At 59.3% G+C, this 15,108-nt stretch carries 11 protein-coding genes; 7 read left to right on the top strand and 4 right to left on the bottom strand.

Annotated features, from left to right (window positions below):
* Positions 1-24: 24 nt before the first annotated feature.
* Both MF6394_RS20640 and gloB read right to left on the bottom strand, forming a co-directional pair.
* The gene (locus MF6394_RS20640; RefSeq protein WP_044270010.1) at positions 25-1,425 is read right to left on the bottom strand and encodes a transglycosylase SLT domain-containing protein; all 1,401 of its coding nucleotides are present in this window, start codon (positions 1,423-1,425) and stop codon (positions 25-27) included.
* A 98-nt stretch (positions 1,426-1,523) separates the two neighbouring features.
* Complete coding sequence (gene gloB / locus MF6394_RS20635; RefSeq protein WP_069558993.1) at positions 1,524-2,291, bottom strand: hydroxyacylglutathione hydrolase; 768 nt, start codon at positions 2,289-2,291, stop codon at positions 1,524-1,526.
* Between the two features lie 65 nt (positions 2,292-2,356).
* Between gloB and MF6394_RS20630 the strand changes: the two genes are divergently transcribed.
* Both MF6394_RS20630 and rnhA read left to right on the top strand, forming a co-directional pair.
* On the top strand, positions 2,357-3,115 hold the full coding sequence (locus MF6394_RS20630; RefSeq protein ID WP_078467427.1) for a class I SAM-dependent methyltransferase: 759 nt from the start codon (positions 2,357-2,359) through the stop codon (positions 3,113-3,115).
* 31 nt (positions 3,116-3,146) lie between these two features.
* Positions 3,147-3,599: a ribonuclease HI gene (gene rnhA / locus MF6394_RS20625; RefSeq protein WP_003173571.1), complete on the top strand. Its 453-nt coding sequence runs from the start codon at positions 3,147-3,149 to the stop codon at positions 3,597-3,599.
* Position 3,600: 1 nt separating this feature from the next.
* Here the strand turns inward: rnhA and MF6394_RS20620 are convergent, their stop codons facing one another.
* On the bottom strand, positions 3,601-4,551 hold the full coding sequence (locus MF6394_RS20620; RefSeq protein WP_047710653.1) for a glycerophosphodiester phosphodiesterase family protein: 951 nt from the start codon (positions 4,549-4,551) through the stop codon (positions 3,601-3,603).
* A 112-nt stretch (positions 4,552-4,663) separates the two neighbouring features.
* Here MF6394_RS20620 and MF6394_RS20615 point away from each other — a divergent pair, with 112 nt between their 5' ends.
* The 5 genes from MF6394_RS20615 to MF6394_RS20585 all read left to right on the top strand — a co-directional run bounded on the left by MF6394_RS20615 (position 4,664) and on the right by MF6394_RS20585 (position 10,675).
* A complete protein-coding gene (locus MF6394_RS20615; RefSeq protein ID WP_078467426.1) occupies positions 4,664-5,578 on the top strand; it encodes an AraC family transcriptional regulator in 915 nt (304 codons plus the stop codon).
* Between the two features lie 139 nt (positions 5,579-5,717).
* Entirely contained in the window at positions 5,718-6,290 is a 573-nt protein-coding gene (locus MF6394_RS20610) for a nuclear transport factor 2 family protein (RefSeq protein WP_047710654.1), read from the top strand.
* 121 nt (positions 6,291-6,411) lie between these two features.
* On the top strand, positions 6,412-7,152 hold the full coding sequence (gene dnaQ, locus MF6394_RS20605) for a DNA polymerase III subunit epsilon (protein ID WP_164692278.1): 741 nt from the start codon (positions 6,412-6,414) through the stop codon (positions 7,150-7,152).
* A 677-nt stretch (positions 7,153-7,829) separates the two neighbouring features.
* Positions 7,830-10,085: an Orn/Lys/Arg decarboxylase N-terminal domain-containing protein gene (locus MF6394_RS20590; RefSeq protein WP_078467423.1), complete on the top strand. Its 2,256-nt coding sequence runs from the start codon at positions 7,830-7,832 to the stop codon at positions 10,083-10,085.
* Positions 10,086-10,093: 8 nt separating this feature from the next.
* On the top strand, positions 10,094-10,675 hold the full coding sequence (locus tag MF6394_RS20585; protein WP_078467422.1) for a GNAT family N-acetyltransferase: 582 nt from the start codon (positions 10,094-10,096) through the stop codon (positions 10,673-10,675).
* Between the two features lie 70 nt (positions 10,676-10,745).
* Here MF6394_RS20585 and MF6394_RS20580 read toward each other — a convergent pair whose 3' ends face one another.
* Positions 10,746-14,966 (bottom strand): TcdA/TcdB catalytic glycosyltransferase domain-containing protein, encoded by a 4,221-nt coding sequence (locus MF6394_RS20580; protein ID WP_078467421.1) that lies wholly within the window; start codon positions 14,964-14,966, stop codon positions 10,746-10,748.
* Positions 14,967-15,108: the final 142 nt, after the last annotated feature.

The raw sequence follows: 15,108 nt of genomic DNA, 5'->3' as shown, positions 1-15,108 counted from the left end.
GAGTTCCCCACAATGCCTGAGGCCTTAGCGCGGCCCGGAAACCACCAGCATCTGGCCTGGCTTCAGTGCCTGGCCGGTGCGCGGGTTCCAACGCTTGAGATGTTGCATCTCAACGTTGAAGCGCTTGGCCACCATGTACAGCGAGTCACCTTTCTTGACCTTGTACTGCACCGGTTTTTTCGCCGCAACTTTGCGCGTGTCCTGCATCACCAGGGTCTGGCCGACCTTGAGGGCCTGGCCGTTGAGCTTGTTCCAGCGCTGCAGGTCATGCACATCGACCTTGTTGGCCTTGGCGATCAGCGTGAGGTTGTCGCCACTGCGTACCTTGTAGTTGCGGGTGCGTCCTGCAACGGCCTTGGTCTCGACTTCGTCGAACACCGGCTTTTTCGGGCGCATGCTCAGCAATTCTTCCGGCTTCATCGTCGAAAGGGTGCTGGTCAGCAACTGGGCCTTGGAGGTCGGCACCAGCAGATGCTGGGGGCCGTCCAGGGTGGTGCGTTGTTTCAATGCCGGGTTGAGCTGGAACAGTTCGTCTTCGTCGATCTCGGCCAGCGCGGCAACCCGTGACAGGTCCATGCTTTGCTTGACTTCAACCACTTCGAAGTACGGCGTGTTGGCAATCGGGTTCAGGTTGACGCCGTAGGCTTCAGGCGCCAGTACCACCTGGGACAAGGCCAGGAACTTGGGCACATAGTCCTTGGTTTCCTGGGGCAGGGGCAGGTTCCAGTAATCGGTGGGCAGGCCGAGTTTTTCGTTGCGCTCGATTGCCCGGCTGACCGTGCCTTCGCCGGCGTTATAAGCCGCCAGGGCCAGCAGCCAGTCGCCGTTGAACATGTCATGCAGACGCGTCAGATAGTCCAGGGCGGCGGTGGTGGAGGCGGTGATGTCGCGGCGGCCGTCGTAGGCGCGGGTCTGGCGCAGGTTGAAGTAGCGCCCGGTGGAGGGAATGAACTGCCACAAGCCGACCGCATCGCTGCGCGAATAGGCCATTGGGTTGTAGGCACTTTCAATCACTGGCAGGAGCGCCAGCTCCAGGGGCATGTTGCGTTCTTCAAGGCGTTCGACGATGTAATGAATATAGAGGCTGCCGCGTTCGCCGGCATTCTCCAGAAAGGACGGGTTGCTGGCGAACCACAGGCGCTGTTGCTCGATGCGCGGGTTGACGCCGACACCGTCCTGCAATTGAAAGCCCCGACGCATGCGTTCCCAGACATCCTGGGGCACTTCGGGGCTAGGCTTCTCTGATAGCCAAATAGGTTTTTGCTTGATCTTGGCAGCAAGATTCGGTTTGGGTTGCACGGTGGATTGTGCAGCGTAATGAGTCGATTGGCAGCCCGCCAGAGTTGCGGAAACGGCCACCGCCACGGCTTGAGCCAGGCGGGTCAATGCGTCTGAAGAAATGGATTTACGAATAGATGACGACATTGGCTGGAAGTAAGTTCCGGGCAAAAATGTCGGGCGATTCTAGAAAGCGCTGTGGTTCCGGTCAACCATTCAGAAATTACGTATCAGATTGCATCTGGTTAGAACTTATCTTTCCAAGCCCTCAAGCTAGCAAACACCTCGGCCCCAGAGCGATTGTCGCGGCCGTTCCGTTCGTCCGCTTTTTGTTTAACGGATGTTTCAGCGGTGCGCAAAAATGGGTTAGTACGTTTTTCCAGGGCCAGGTTGGATGGCAGCGTCATCTCGCCACGGGCGCGGAGTTGGGCGACATTTTCCACGCGTTCGGCGATGTCGGCGTTGTGCGGCTCCACGGCTTGGGCAAACTTGAGGTTACTTTGTGTGTACTCGTGGGTGCAGTACACCTGCGTATCGGCGGGCAGGGCGGCCAGGCGTTCCAGGGAGCTGTACATCTGTTCGGGCGTGCCCTCAAAGAGGCGACCGCAGCCGGCAGCAAACAAGGTATCGCCACACAGCAAAACGCCTTGGTGGTAAAAGGCGATGTGGCCCAGGGTATGGCCTGGCACGGCGTACACGTCGAAGTCCCAGCCCAGCACGCTGATACGGTCGTTATCGTGCAAGGCCACATCCCGCGCCGGGATCTTTTCGTTGGCCGGGCCGTAGACCTTGGCGCCGGTGGCATTTTTCAGTTGCTCGACACCGCCTACATGATCATGGTGATGGTGGGTGACCAGGATGTCGCTGAGGGTCCACGCCGCATTCTGCTTGAGCCAGGCCAGCACTGGCGCGGCATCGCCGGGGTCGACCACGGCGCAGCGCTGGGTGGCGGGGTCTTGTAACAACCAGATGTAGTTGTCGGTGAAGGCGGGTAGGGCACTGATCTGTATCATTCTTCGATTCGCCAAGCTGAACACATTGGTGCATCTTAGAACGTCTAGGCGAGTTGGAGAATGCAATGACTGATAAAGCGTTCGCCCAGGCCGATCCTGAGTGGCTGGCCCTGATCAGCGCGGCCCGCGAATGGTTGTCCGGGCCGATTGGGCAGTTTTTGCTGGAAGAAGAGCGGCGCATGCTCGAAGACGAGCTGGGCCGGTTCTTTGGTGGCTACCTGGTGCATTACGGGCCGTCAGCCGACACGCCGCCCTCGGCGCCGCAGGTGCAACGCAATGTGCGCCTGGGCGCGCCGTTGCCGGGGGTGGAAATCGTCTGCGAGGAACAGGCCTGGCCCTTGAGCGAACACGCCGCCGATGTGGTGGTGTTGCAGCATGGCCTGGATTTCTGCCTGTCACCCCACGGTTTGCTGCGCGAAGCGGCCAGCAGCGTGCGCCCTGGTGGCCATTTGCTGATTGTCGGCATCAACCCCTGGAGCAGTTGGGGCCTGCGCCGTGTGTTCGCCCATGACGGACTGCGCCAGGCGCGTTGCATCGCGCCATCACGGGTGGGCGACTGGCTCAACCTGCTGGGCTTCGCGCTGGAGAAACGCCGCTTCGGGTGCTATCGTCCGCCGCTTGCGACAGCCAAGTGGCAGGGCCGCCTGGCCGGTTGGGAACGCCGCGCAGGGGCCTGGCAGCTGTCGGGTGGCGGCTTCTATTTATTGGTTGCACGCAAGATCGTGGTCGGGCTGCGACCGGTGCAACAAGTACGCCGCGAGCGGATCGGCAAGCTCGTGCCGATGCCGTTGGCCAAGGTCAACCGCGAACAACGCGAACCGTAAAACCTCTTTTTGATTTCAGGCCGAATAACCGATGACCGATAGCGTAGAACTCTTCACCGATGGCGCCTGCAAGGGCAACCCGGGCCCAGGTGGCTGGGGCGCCTTGCTGGTGTGCAAGGGCGTGGAGAAGGAACTGTGGGGCGGCGAAGCCAATACCACCAATAACCGCATGGAACTGATGGGCGCCATTCGCGGCCTCGAAGAACTCAAGCGGCGCTGCAACGTACTGCTGGTGACCGACTCGCAATATGTGATGAAGGGCATCAACGAGTGGATGGTCAACTGGAAAAAACGCGGCTGGAAGACGGCGGCCAAGGAGCCGGTCAAGAACGCCGACCTGTGGCAATTGCTCGATGAGCAGTGCAACCGTCACGACATCACCTGGAAATGGGTACGCGGGCACATTGGCCATCCAGGCAACGAACGTGCCGACCAGTTGGCCAACCGTGGCGTGGATGAAGTGCGCGGCTACAAGCAGAGCTGAATCAGCGACACCGCAGCGGCCGTTCGAGCCGCTGCTTCACTGCCGCCATCTTGCGTGGCGAGTCCACCAGCACCGCATCGAGCTTCAGGCAAGCAGCAGCGCGATAATCGTCATCGTTGTTGACCCCAATCGCCAGAATATTCGACTCGCCGTTGGCGCGGAAACAGTCGACAGCCTGGGGCGTCCACAGCTTGGCATTCACCGCTGAACGGGCCTCGCCGAGGGTGAAGGTTTCCACCACATCCACTGTACGCTGGTACTCGAATGCTACCCAACCGCCGGGTTGCGGAGGCGGTTTGCAACTGTTTGCCAGGGCGACATTGGCCAGGCGTTCACGGGTCTGGTCGCGGGATTCGAACAAGCGGGCCTTGGGATATTGGGCAAATGCTTGCTGGTAGCTGACGTCGGTGGAGTAGATCCACACGCGGTTCCAGGCGTGGTGCTGCTCCAATACGCGGGCGACAGCCGCGGCCTGGGGCGCAGCCGGCAGTGCTTTCATGTCGAGGATGATCGGGGTGTTGGCTGGAATCGCCGCCAATGCCTGCTGCAATGAGGGCAACGCTACGGCCTGGGTGCGATAAGGAAAGGTCACGCGGCCATCCGCTGCAGCTTGCTTGAACTGCCAGCCAGCGTTGAGTTGTTGCAACTGCACCCAGGTTTTCTCTGCGACCGCGCCGCTACCCTGGGTATTGGCACTCAAGTCGGCGGGTCGGTACAACACGGGCACGTCGTCACGGCTCAGTTGCACGGTCAGCCACAGCATGTCGACGTTATGGTGCAAGGCGTTCTGAATCGCCAGTAGCGTGTTCTCCGGAAAGTCCGCCGTGCCACCTCGATGGGCTACGATCAGCGGCAGCTGGGGGCCTGCGATGTCGGGAGCTTGCGCAGTGGAACAGCCACCGAGCAGGAGGCTGGCCAATAGCAGCGCTGGTGTGTATCGAGCTTCAATCATTGAGGGGCACCTTTGGCAGCGGTGTCCGGCATACTGCCGGGCAGGCCTGATGGGTAAACGAAAGGCACCATTATTTAATTAATACCGGGTTGAATGCTAACGGGAGTGCGGGATGTCCTCTTTACCTCATGCCGATGTCCAGGCATTTCTTGACGAAGCAGTAGAGAGCGAGCCGCAAGGGCTGACGTACACGCCGCCACGCATTTCACAGATGATCCGTCGTACGTTGCCGCCTTGGGGTGCGATTGAGTGCGTGCAGGTGGCGCATCGCCCACATCGCTTTGAAATGCGCCGTGCGCAGCATCAGTTTGCGCTGTATCGGCAGGGTTCGGTCAGCGATGGCGAGGTCAGCATCGACGGCTTGCGCATGGCTGGGCCGAGGGCTCTGGACCAGTTCGTCGATTTTATTCCTGCCGGTGCCTTATTCGAAGGGTGGACGGGTGAGCGTGCCAGGGTCGGCTATGCCCTGGTGTCGATTGATGAGGATCAATTGGCGGCAGTCTGCCCGACCTATCGTGTACAAACGGATCTCAAGCCGCTGATCAGTTGCCATGATGCTTTTTTGCGGGGATTGCTGGAGCGCTTGGATCAGGTCGTGCGTAGCGGCAAAACCGATGCCCTGTACCTGGAAACCCTGGTGATGCTGTTGATGCAGGAAGTGTGTGCGCTGCAACAACTGCCGGAGGTTGTGCCGGTGAATACCGGTGAGTTCGGGCCTGTGCAGCGCCAGCGTTTGATCGACTATATCGAGGCATCCCTGGCCAACGAAGTCCGCCTGGCTGACTTGTCGAACATCGTCAACCTCAGCCCTTATCATTTCTCTCGGGTCTTCCGGCGTTCGTTCGGTATGTCACCGTACCAGTACCTTTTGCTGTGTCGCGTCAATCGGGCCAAGCACTTGATTACCACCACTGACCGCAGCCTGTTGGACATTGCCCTGGACACCGGGTTTGCCGGCGCCAGCCAGTTTTCCCGTGCGTTCCGGCGCATCGTGGGGCAGGCCGCTAGCCAGTTGCGCCGCCCCTAGGCGTCGTACATTGCGCAATATGTGTCAACACAACAGCAGGCAAGGTAAAGCGTCCTGCGAAGCTGCTCGTTAGTCTGGCTTCAACGGTCGGTTACCCCGTAATCGACTTCAAGCCATTCGTAAGCGTGAGGTAATAAGCATGGGGATTCTTCGTAGGTGGGCACTGAGTGCATGGGTCGCGGCTGCGGTTTTTTCCGTCGGGGCCAACGCTCAAGCTACCCCCGTCATCAAGGAGCGAGGCGGTCTCTACTATCTGGCACCTGGGTATACCGCGGCTGACGTCGCGAATTTCTATTGGCGTAGCCTGAATGGCTGGTCGGAGCATCCAGCCGAAATGGCCAAGTATTATCAGAAGGATGGCGTTTACGCACTGGCCTATGCGCCGGTCGATGATTTTCCGAATGTGGGCTTTAAGCGTGCCAATAAAGGGCGCCAGGAAATGACCGATTACTTCACCAACTTCAGCAAGCAGTTGGGCAACTTGAGGTATAGCGATCCCAAGACCTGGACCTTGCTTCAGACCACCCAAAAGGGCACCTACGTGTTTGAGTACAGCAGCGATGGGGTGATTCGCGCCACTAACAAGCCCTACCAGCAGCGCTTCATCGCTATTTTGCGAATGGCCAAGGATGGGCAAATCCAGGCGGTGCGCGAGTATTGGGACCCCTACGTGGCCCTGCGGGATTTTGGCCTGATCAAAAAGACCCAGTGATCGTTGCGGCTTACAGGGTCAGGGTTGCGCGGGCGAGTTGCTCGTCCGCACACTTATAGAGCGTGCTAATATCCCGCCCCTTGAACTGTACCGAACCGTTGAGAGCTGAACCCTGATGGCCATCCGATCTGTTGTACTCGATACCGAAACCACCGGCATGCCGGTGACCGATGGTCACCGGATCATCGAAATCGGCTGTGTCGAACTGATGGGGCGCCGCCTGACCGGCCGCCACTTCCACGTCTACCTGCAACCGGACCGTGACAGTGACGAAGGGGCGATTGGCGTCCACGGCATCACCGATGAATTCCTCAAGGGCAAGCCGCGCTTCGCCGAAGTGGCCGATGAGTTCTTCGAGTTCATCAACGGCGCCCAGTTGATCATTCATAACGCGGCGTTCGACATCGGTTTCATCAACAACGAATTTGCCCTGATGGGGCAGACCGACCGTGCGGACATCTCCCAGCACTGCACGATCCTCGATACCTTGATGATGGCCCGCGAGCGTCATCCGGGCCAACGCAACAGCCTCGACGCCTTGTGCAAGCGTTATGGCGTCGACAACTCCGGCCGTGAACTCCACGGCGCCTTGCTCGACTCCGAGATCCTGGCCGACGTTTACCTGACCATGACCGGCGGGCAGACCAGCCTGTCCCTGGCCGGTAATGCGTCCGATGGCAGCGGATCGGCTGAGGGCTCGGGCAACCGTCCTTCGGAAATCCGCCGCTTGCCGGCTGATCGCAAGCCGACGCCGATCATCCGCGCCAGCGAGCAGGACCTGGCCGAGCATGCGGCGCGGCTGGAGGCGATCGCCAAGGCGGCGGGCGCGCCGGCGTTGTGGACGCAACTCACTCAGCAATAACCGCTCAAGTGGGTAGCCTGCGGTGGTGGTCTGACAGCCGACGGTAACCACGATGCGAAGCGAGCCGCTCTTGATCTTGATCTTGATCTGCTTTTGATCTTAAGCGCCCCGTCAAACCACGCTGGCCGTAATTCGACAGTGATTTGGGGGGTAAACCGGCAGGGATGCCGGTTTAGCCGCCCCGCGCCATGGATGGCGCGTGGCGGCGGCCCCCCAAATCACTGGCGAATTACGGGCACACCGAGCCTAGGCGAGGTGCCGAGTGGTGGGGCAAGAGCGTTTTGCTTACTTTTGCGCTTTTCAAAAGTGAGCCGCCGTCAGGGCGGAACCCTAAGCGGCCGTTACCGCAGCAATGGATATGTACCCGGTATAACTGCGTCGCCTGTTAGGCCGCCTTCGCGAGCAAGCCCGCTCCCACATTTGGATTGTGGGGTATCAGGTAGATAGGTGTCGGCTGGGAGGCCGTCATCGCAGGCAAGCCAGCTCCCACATTTGGATTGTGGGGTGTCAGGCAGATAGGCGTCGGCTGGCAGGCCGTCATCGCAGGCAAGCCACAGTTTGATCGCAGCCCCGTACCGAAGTTATGTAGATACCTCTCGACCGCCTGTGAAATCTTCATTCGCCACTTTTGCTTCCAGCTTCTACCCTTGTGCAAAGCCTCCGGAGTAAGAGTGCTCATGTACAAAGACCTGAAGTTCCCCGTTCTGATCGTGCACCGTGACATCAAGGCCGACACCGTTGCCGGTGACCGGGTTCGAGGCATCGCCAGGGAGTTGGAACAGGAGGGCTTCAGTATTTTTTCTGCGGTGGACTACGCCGAGGGGCGGCTGGTGGCCGCGACCCATCACGGTCTGGCGTGCATGTTGATCGCCGCCGAAGGCGCCGGGGAAAACACCCATCTGTTGCAAAACATGGTAGAGCTGATTCGCCTGGCGCGGCTGCGCGCACCCAACCTGCCGATCTTTGCGCTGGGCGAGCAAGTCACCCTGGAAAACGCCCCTGCCGATGCCATGAGCGAGCTCAACCAACTGCGCGGCATCCTTTATCTGTTCGAAGACACCGTGCCGTTTCTGGCGCGCCAAGTCGCCCGCGCCGCACGCACTTACCTGGATGGCCTGTTACCGCCGTTCTTCAAGGCTTTGGTGCAACACACCGCCGACTCTAATTATTCCTGGCACACCCCCGGCCATGGCGGTGGCGTGGCCTATCGAAAAAGCCCGGTGGGGCAGGCGTTTCATCAGTTCTTTGGGGAGAACACCCTGCGCTCGGACTTGTCGGTATCGGTGCCCGAACTGGGCTCGCTGCTCGATCACACCGGGCCTTTGGCCGAAGCCGAGGCCCGCGCTGCGCGTAACTTTGGCGCCGACCATACGTTCTTCGTGATCAACGGCACGTCCACCGCCAACAAGATCGTCTGGCATTCCATGGTGGGGCGCGATGACCTGGTGCTGGTGGACCGCAATTGCCACAAGTCGGTGCTGCATTCGATCATCATGACCGGCACGATCCCTCTCTACCTGTGCCCGGAGCGCAACGAGCTGGGGATCATCGGCCCGATCCCCCTGAGCGAATTCAGCCCTGAGTCGATCCGCGCCAAGATCGACGCCAGCCCCTTGACCCGTGGGCGACCACCGAAAGTGAAATTGGCGGTGGTGACCAACTCCACCTACGACGGCCTGTGCTACAACGCCGAACTGATCAAGCAGCAGTTGGGCAGCAGTGTCGAGGTGCTGCACTTCGATGAGGCCTGGTACGCCTACGCCGCCTTTCACGAGTTCTTCGCCGGGCGCTATGGCATGGGCACCTCGCGCACGCCGGACAGCCCCTTGGTGTTCACCACCCACAGTACGCATAAATTGCTGGCCGCCTTCAGCCAGGCGTCGATGATCCACGTGCAGGACGGTGGCGCACGGCAACTGGACCGTGACCGCTTCAATGAAGCCTTCATGATGCATATCTCCACCTCGCCGCAATACAGCATCATCGCGTCGCTGGATGTGGCCTCGGCGATGATGGAGGGCCCGGCCGGGCGCTCGCTGCTCCAGGAAATGTTCGACGAGGCCTTAAGTTTTCGTCGCGCCCTGGCTAACTTGCGCCAACATATCGCGGCCGAGGACTGGTGGTTTTCCATCTGGCAACCACCCTCGGTCGCAGGCATCGACCGGGTCGCCACGGCGGATTGGCTGTTGCACCCTGGGGATGAGTGGCATGGCTTTGGCGACGTGGTCGAAGACTACGTGCTGCTGGACCCGATCAAAGTCACGCTGGTGATGCCTGGCCTCAACGCAGGCGGAGCCTTGAGCGAGTGCGGGATTCCCGCCGCAGTGGTCAGCAAGTTCCTGTGGGAGCGCGGGCTGGTGGTGGAGAAGACTGGGCTGTATTCGTTCCTCGTGCTGTTTTCCATGGGCATTACCAAAGGCAAATGGAGCACCTTGCTCACCGAGCTGCTGGAGTTCAAGCGTAGCTACGATGCCAATGTCAGCCTGGCCAGTTGCTTGCCGTCGGTGTATGCCCAAGGCCCGGCGCGTTATCAAGGCCTGGGGCTGCGCGACCTTTGCGACCAGTTGCACAGCTGTTACCGTAGCAATGCCACGGCCAGGCACCTCAAGCGTATGTATACGGTATTGCCGCAAATCGCGATGAAGCCTGCCGACGCCTACGACCAGTTGGTCAGGGGCGAAGTGGAGGCGGTCTCTATCGATGCCTTGGCAGGACGCATCGCCGCCGTGATGCTGGTGCCTTACCCGCCGGGCATTCCACTGATCATGCCTGGCGAACGCTTCACCGAGTCAACGCGTTCGATCATCGATTACCTGGCATTTGCCCGCACGTTCGATAGCAGTTTCCCCGGTTTTTTCGCGGATGTGCATGGGCTGCAACACGAAGATGACGGCAGTGGCCGTCGTTATACCGTCGACTGCATCAAGGGTTAAGGAAGGTTATGCAAGCTGTAATGAACCCGAAGTATCCAGGACTCAGTGTGCGAGTCGCCGACGAAGGTTTTGACGCCTATGTGTGGGGCAATGATTTCAGCTTTGAAGTCAGCGCCTATGGGGTACCGCAAATGGGCCAGCGCGTTGACCAATGGCCAGTGGACCGCGTGCTGCCGTACCGCAAGTGCTATGGCATCGACCCAGAGGAGTTCGCCAGTTTCCGTGACGCCGCCGACAGCTCGATCTTCATGGCGTACCTGGATGACTGTGCCGTAGGGCATATCGTGGTCAGCACCAACTGGAACGGCTTTGCCCACGTTGACGAGTTGGCCGTGGCGTTGCCGGCGCGCCGACATGGCGTGGCCAAGTCACTGCTGGACGTGGCGCAATTCTGGGCCCGCAAGAAAAACCTGTCGGGCATGATGCTCGAGACCCAGAACAACAACCTCGGCGCCTGTCGCCTGTATGAGCGCTGTGGCTATGTGATGGGCGGTATCGATCAGTTGCGTTATCGCGGGATCGACCCGCACACCCGCGAGGTCGCGATTTTCTGGTATCGGTTGTTCAAATCGGAGCGCGAAGCGGTATGAACGGCTGACGATGTTGACCCTGGCGGGGACCAGGCGGCATTTATGCCGGCCCGTCCCGCTACCTCAATGCTCAGGTGTACATCCAAGAGTGTTCGTTGCCGGTTTTGATTTTAAAATCCAAGGCGAACGGAAAGTAATGGGTTTTTACCGCGTTCATTTTGTCTCGCGTATCGCTCGGTGGGACGATGCCTTGCGCTTTATACTGCTCGTGTATGACCGCTTCTATGTTGATAGCCGGCCCGTTGCGCACGGGTTTATTATCAACCAGTGTGACTTCTTTTAATCTATCAAAACCAAGGTCATACATGTCAGGCCTGCGCGCCTTGAGTATGTCGTTAAACATATCGGGGCCAACCGTCTCAAAAATTTTACGCTCGTACTGGTAGAACTCAGCATTGGGTGCCTCGCCTTGTTGAACGGTGGGGCGGTGTGCGGTGAAGTAGTCTTTGTTATTAGCGAAGCGGGTGCGCATCTCACTGATAATGGTGTCGATGACAGGGTTGTCAGGTTGGGTGGCGAAGTTGCTGGTGTTGTAGAAATTTTTGTAGTCAGTGAATTCAATGGCGACGGGGCTGTTTAACAGAATGTCGTTGGGCGCCGCGCGCAATTCGGTATCTTTGACGGTGGTGACAATGCTGTCGTCAGTGTCAAGGTAAATGCCGCCGTATTTCTTCATGATCGGATAGCGCGCCACATCCGAGGCTGCAGCAAGGTTGGTTCCCTGGCCTTGGCGGAAATAGGCATACATGTCGGATGACTTTAACTGTTGGAAAACGTCGTCTTTATGAAGGTTTCTGACCTCAATGCCTGATTTGTTGGCCTCCAGTTGATTTTTGAGTTTGACAAACGTCCTCTGGTCGTTCGCATCAACATGAACGATAGATTTATAGCCAGGTGCGCTGACCGCATTGATCTTTATGTTGTCCTGCAAGTGAGGATTCATATGGCCGCCGGCCCAGAAGTAGTGAATCTCTTTGGGAATTGGCTTGGCGTTATGGGGGACCGTCAGAGAAATAGACGGCGCGTTAACAAAGATATGTTTGTGGGTTTTGATTTTTTTGGCGTGATTGAACTCATCGACACTACCCAGCCTCCATTTCCCCTTGCCGGCCCGCCAAAAATACAAGGCGCCTGGGTTCGCTTGGCTGCCGGGAACGTGAGTATTCGACATCTCGCTTTTCCATGCGCCGACCTGCGTATCAAACGTCACCGTATGATCGCGGCCTTTGTAGTGGACGGCGTAGGGGGAAGCCCCCGTACGCGTTATCTTTACATCATCAAGGGGGACGACGAACGTGTCGTCGGCTAATCGCCAATGGGTTGTAGTGGGGGCGCCTCCGGGCAAACGGTGACCGCGTGAAATCGGTTCCCAACCTGCAACGCCCACATCCTTGATTGGAAGGTCGACGCCGGTTCCAGACGGATGCCTTATAAAGCGCTGGCCCTCTTTCAGGTTGGACTCATACAGCGTGCCGTCAACCTTCACATATTCTTTATTGTGCGGGCCCACGTAGACGTTGCCCTGCAAGCCTTTGACCTGCAGCAGGTCCGCAGAGACCGTGGCCTCGTAACCCTGCAGCGACGGTATATTGAGCACCTTGAGCTCGCCGTTGGCAACCACCACCGAGGGTTGGAAATGCTGGAGTGGCGGCCCATAGGGCAAGCCCTTCGCTGCATCAAAGGCGTGCCAGTTGCCACCTTGGAACACCGCCCCCATTTCAAGGTCATGCCCGCCAATCCTGGCGGTACCTGTGCAAACCAGGCCATGCTGGTTACTGGCGGCTTTGAGCAGGTCGTAGCTGCCGGTGGCGCCCCTGAGCGTATTGAAGGCTTTCGCGCCCTTGGACAAGGCCCAGCGGCTGATACCCTTGAGCAAATCGCCTGCGCCGCCCCATGGGTTAAGCGCCTCGAGCGCGACGGTGCCGACGAACCGTGCAGTTCTGGCGACGCCTTTGACCCCAAACACGCCCTTGCTCAGCACTTTGCCGGCCTGGGCGGCTTTGCCGGCGCCCAGTGTCACCAGGCCGATCACATCGAGGCCGAGGTCCATCAAGCCGTCGCCGATATTGCCCTGCATGAAATTAACAATCGCCGACCTGAAAGGAATCATGTTGAGAAAAAACTCGCCGATGGCCTGGTTGGCGGCGCTGGTTTTATCGTATGAAGTGCTTCCGCGGGCGTGCTGGAGCAGGTCATCGCCGTGCAGGTCCAGACGTTGGGTGAGCACTTTGGCGATGTAACGGGTGCGCTCGGAGTCGAACACCTGCGGTGTTTCAACGCGTGCCGGCATTTCCTTGGACCGTTGGGCGTGCTCGTCTGCGAACGGGTTGAAGCGCACGGTCCTGTGCAAGGTGTTTGCGTCGCGCATATCGAGCCGGGAATAGGGCGGCGAATAAATATGCGCGAGGTAATTGTGTTTTGTAATGTTCCCGGCGCGGGTGTCGATCCGATAAATATTGACCTGCCCGTTGCGGGTGATTTTCACATCCAGCGTATGGCCTTTCTTGATCAGGGTTTTGCTCGAAAAATCGGCTTCTATGAAGTAGTCGTTGGTATGAAAAAATTCGAGCTGGCCATATTCGAAATTTTCCCGATCTTGCGGTGGTAACGTCGATATCAGGTGCTGAGTCATTCCCGCATGACCTTTTTCCAGTGCCTCCATTGCAGGTTTGTAGCGCTGGTCAAAGGCGTCTGCGACCGACAGTACGCCGCTATCGGAAAGCGCGCAGAACGCCATGATGGGGATGCGCTTGTCCTGGGTGACCCAATGCTCGCTGTCACTGTTGTCGACCTTGGCCCCCTGCATGACCACATCCAGCATCGAGTGGGTACCGGGGAAGCGTCCTGGCCGTCCTGGAACCAGTCGGGCCTTGGTCAGGTGCTTTGCCCTGAAGACGTCGTCCGGCACATCGGGAAATTTTTCCCGCAGCAATTGCATGCCCATCTCCTCACGCATCGGAATGGGGGTTGCCAGTGCCTGGGCGGTGGCCTGCAACGATTGTTGCTGATTGCTGAAGGCGGTTTGCGTGGCGCGCATCTGCGTATCGCTGGGGGAGGTGTCCGCTTTCAAGTAACCGTTGACGATTCCCCAGTTGTGCAAGGCTTCGCGATGGATCGTCTGCGTCAGCGCTGCGCCGACATCGGCGGTCTCGGCGGCTGCCAGTACCTCGCTGTAGGTCATGGTGAACGCACGTCCCGGCGATTCGACCTCCAGCTTGGCCACGGCGATCTCCAATTGAGTCCAGGCCACGCTGGCGTAGGTCACGTTGGGCGGTATGTCCTTGACCAGATACTGCGGTGCGCTACGTGCCAGCAACAGGCGCGCTGCCAGGTCGGCCGATGCCTTGGACGCTCGACCTTCCTTGACCAGATGGCGGCTCAAGCCGTCGATCGCCACGCTGGGCGGCTGGTTCCATAGCGCCCGTTGGCCGAGATCAAAGCCACTCACGCTGTTGCGGGCCGGTGTTCCCAGGGCTTGTGGGTCCAGCCCCAGTGCAATGGCTGCCAGCAAGTAGTCATTGACGCTGGTGTTGGTTGCGATGCCGCCCAGTCGCGCTTGAAGGAACTGGCCCAGTGCTTGCGCCTTGGTCGATCCCAGCAGCATTTCCATGGCGCTGGCCGGGAATTTGAAATCGTTGCTCGACAGGTGAGTGACAGAGCACAGGTAGCCCAGTACCCCCTCTTTGTCGGTCAATGGCAGTTCTGGCAACGCGGGGTCTGGTGTGTTCAACAGGTCAATGAGGGCTTGTCGGTCCTGCGCCGACAGCGGGATCGGCCACGACAAGGCGCCACCGTAATTGCCCAGGGGAAACGTCTGCACCTGCTTGGTCGCCACTTGATAAAGCGCCAGCAACGCCTCAAGGGTCTTGGGTGCGGGCACGCCGCTGCCGCTGAGGAATGTACCTAGCTTGACCCGGCTGTTGGGCGCCAGGTTGTGTTGCCGCGAGTACCGTGAGCCCTCGCACACCGGTAGCGTGGAGGTTGCCAGATGCGTGGCGAGCCGGGCTTCGAGCGCGCCTCGTTGGCGGTCCGACACCTCGCCGGGGAAGGCGTCGTTGAGTTCCTTGAGGAGTTCACCCAGGTTGTCTGCCAGTAGCTGCCAGTTACAGCGCTCACTGAAGGCTTGTTTAAGGGCTGCCGGGTTGTCGAGCTCGTCAGGGGCCACATCGTTGGTGGAGCCCTCCACCGGCAAGGACTGCGTTGGGGGCGCAGGCTGCAGGGGCGGTGCTTGAGTCAGGGCAGCAGGGTGCAGCAGCGGCAAGTGCGCCAGTGCATTGGGTAGTGGGAGCATGGGTATCAATCCTTGGTTGCGCTGTTCATCCGGTAAAAAGCGTGAGCTTTGCGCTGGATGAGTGCCTTGCGCACAGGATGGGGTTCCTGTCGTTTCTTTAAGGCCGTGTGTCGGTACCAGGAAGGGAAGGGCGCGGAGCCCG

The organism is Pseudomonas sp. MF6394 (genome assembly GCF_002018845.1).
GTDB classification, from domain to species: Bacteria; Pseudomonadota; Gammaproteobacteria; order Pseudomonadales; family Pseudomonadaceae; genus Aquipseudomonas; species Aquipseudomonas lactis.
The sequence above is the reverse complement of the archived record's forward strand: the minus strand, read 5'-3'. Positions and strand labels throughout refer to the sequence as shown.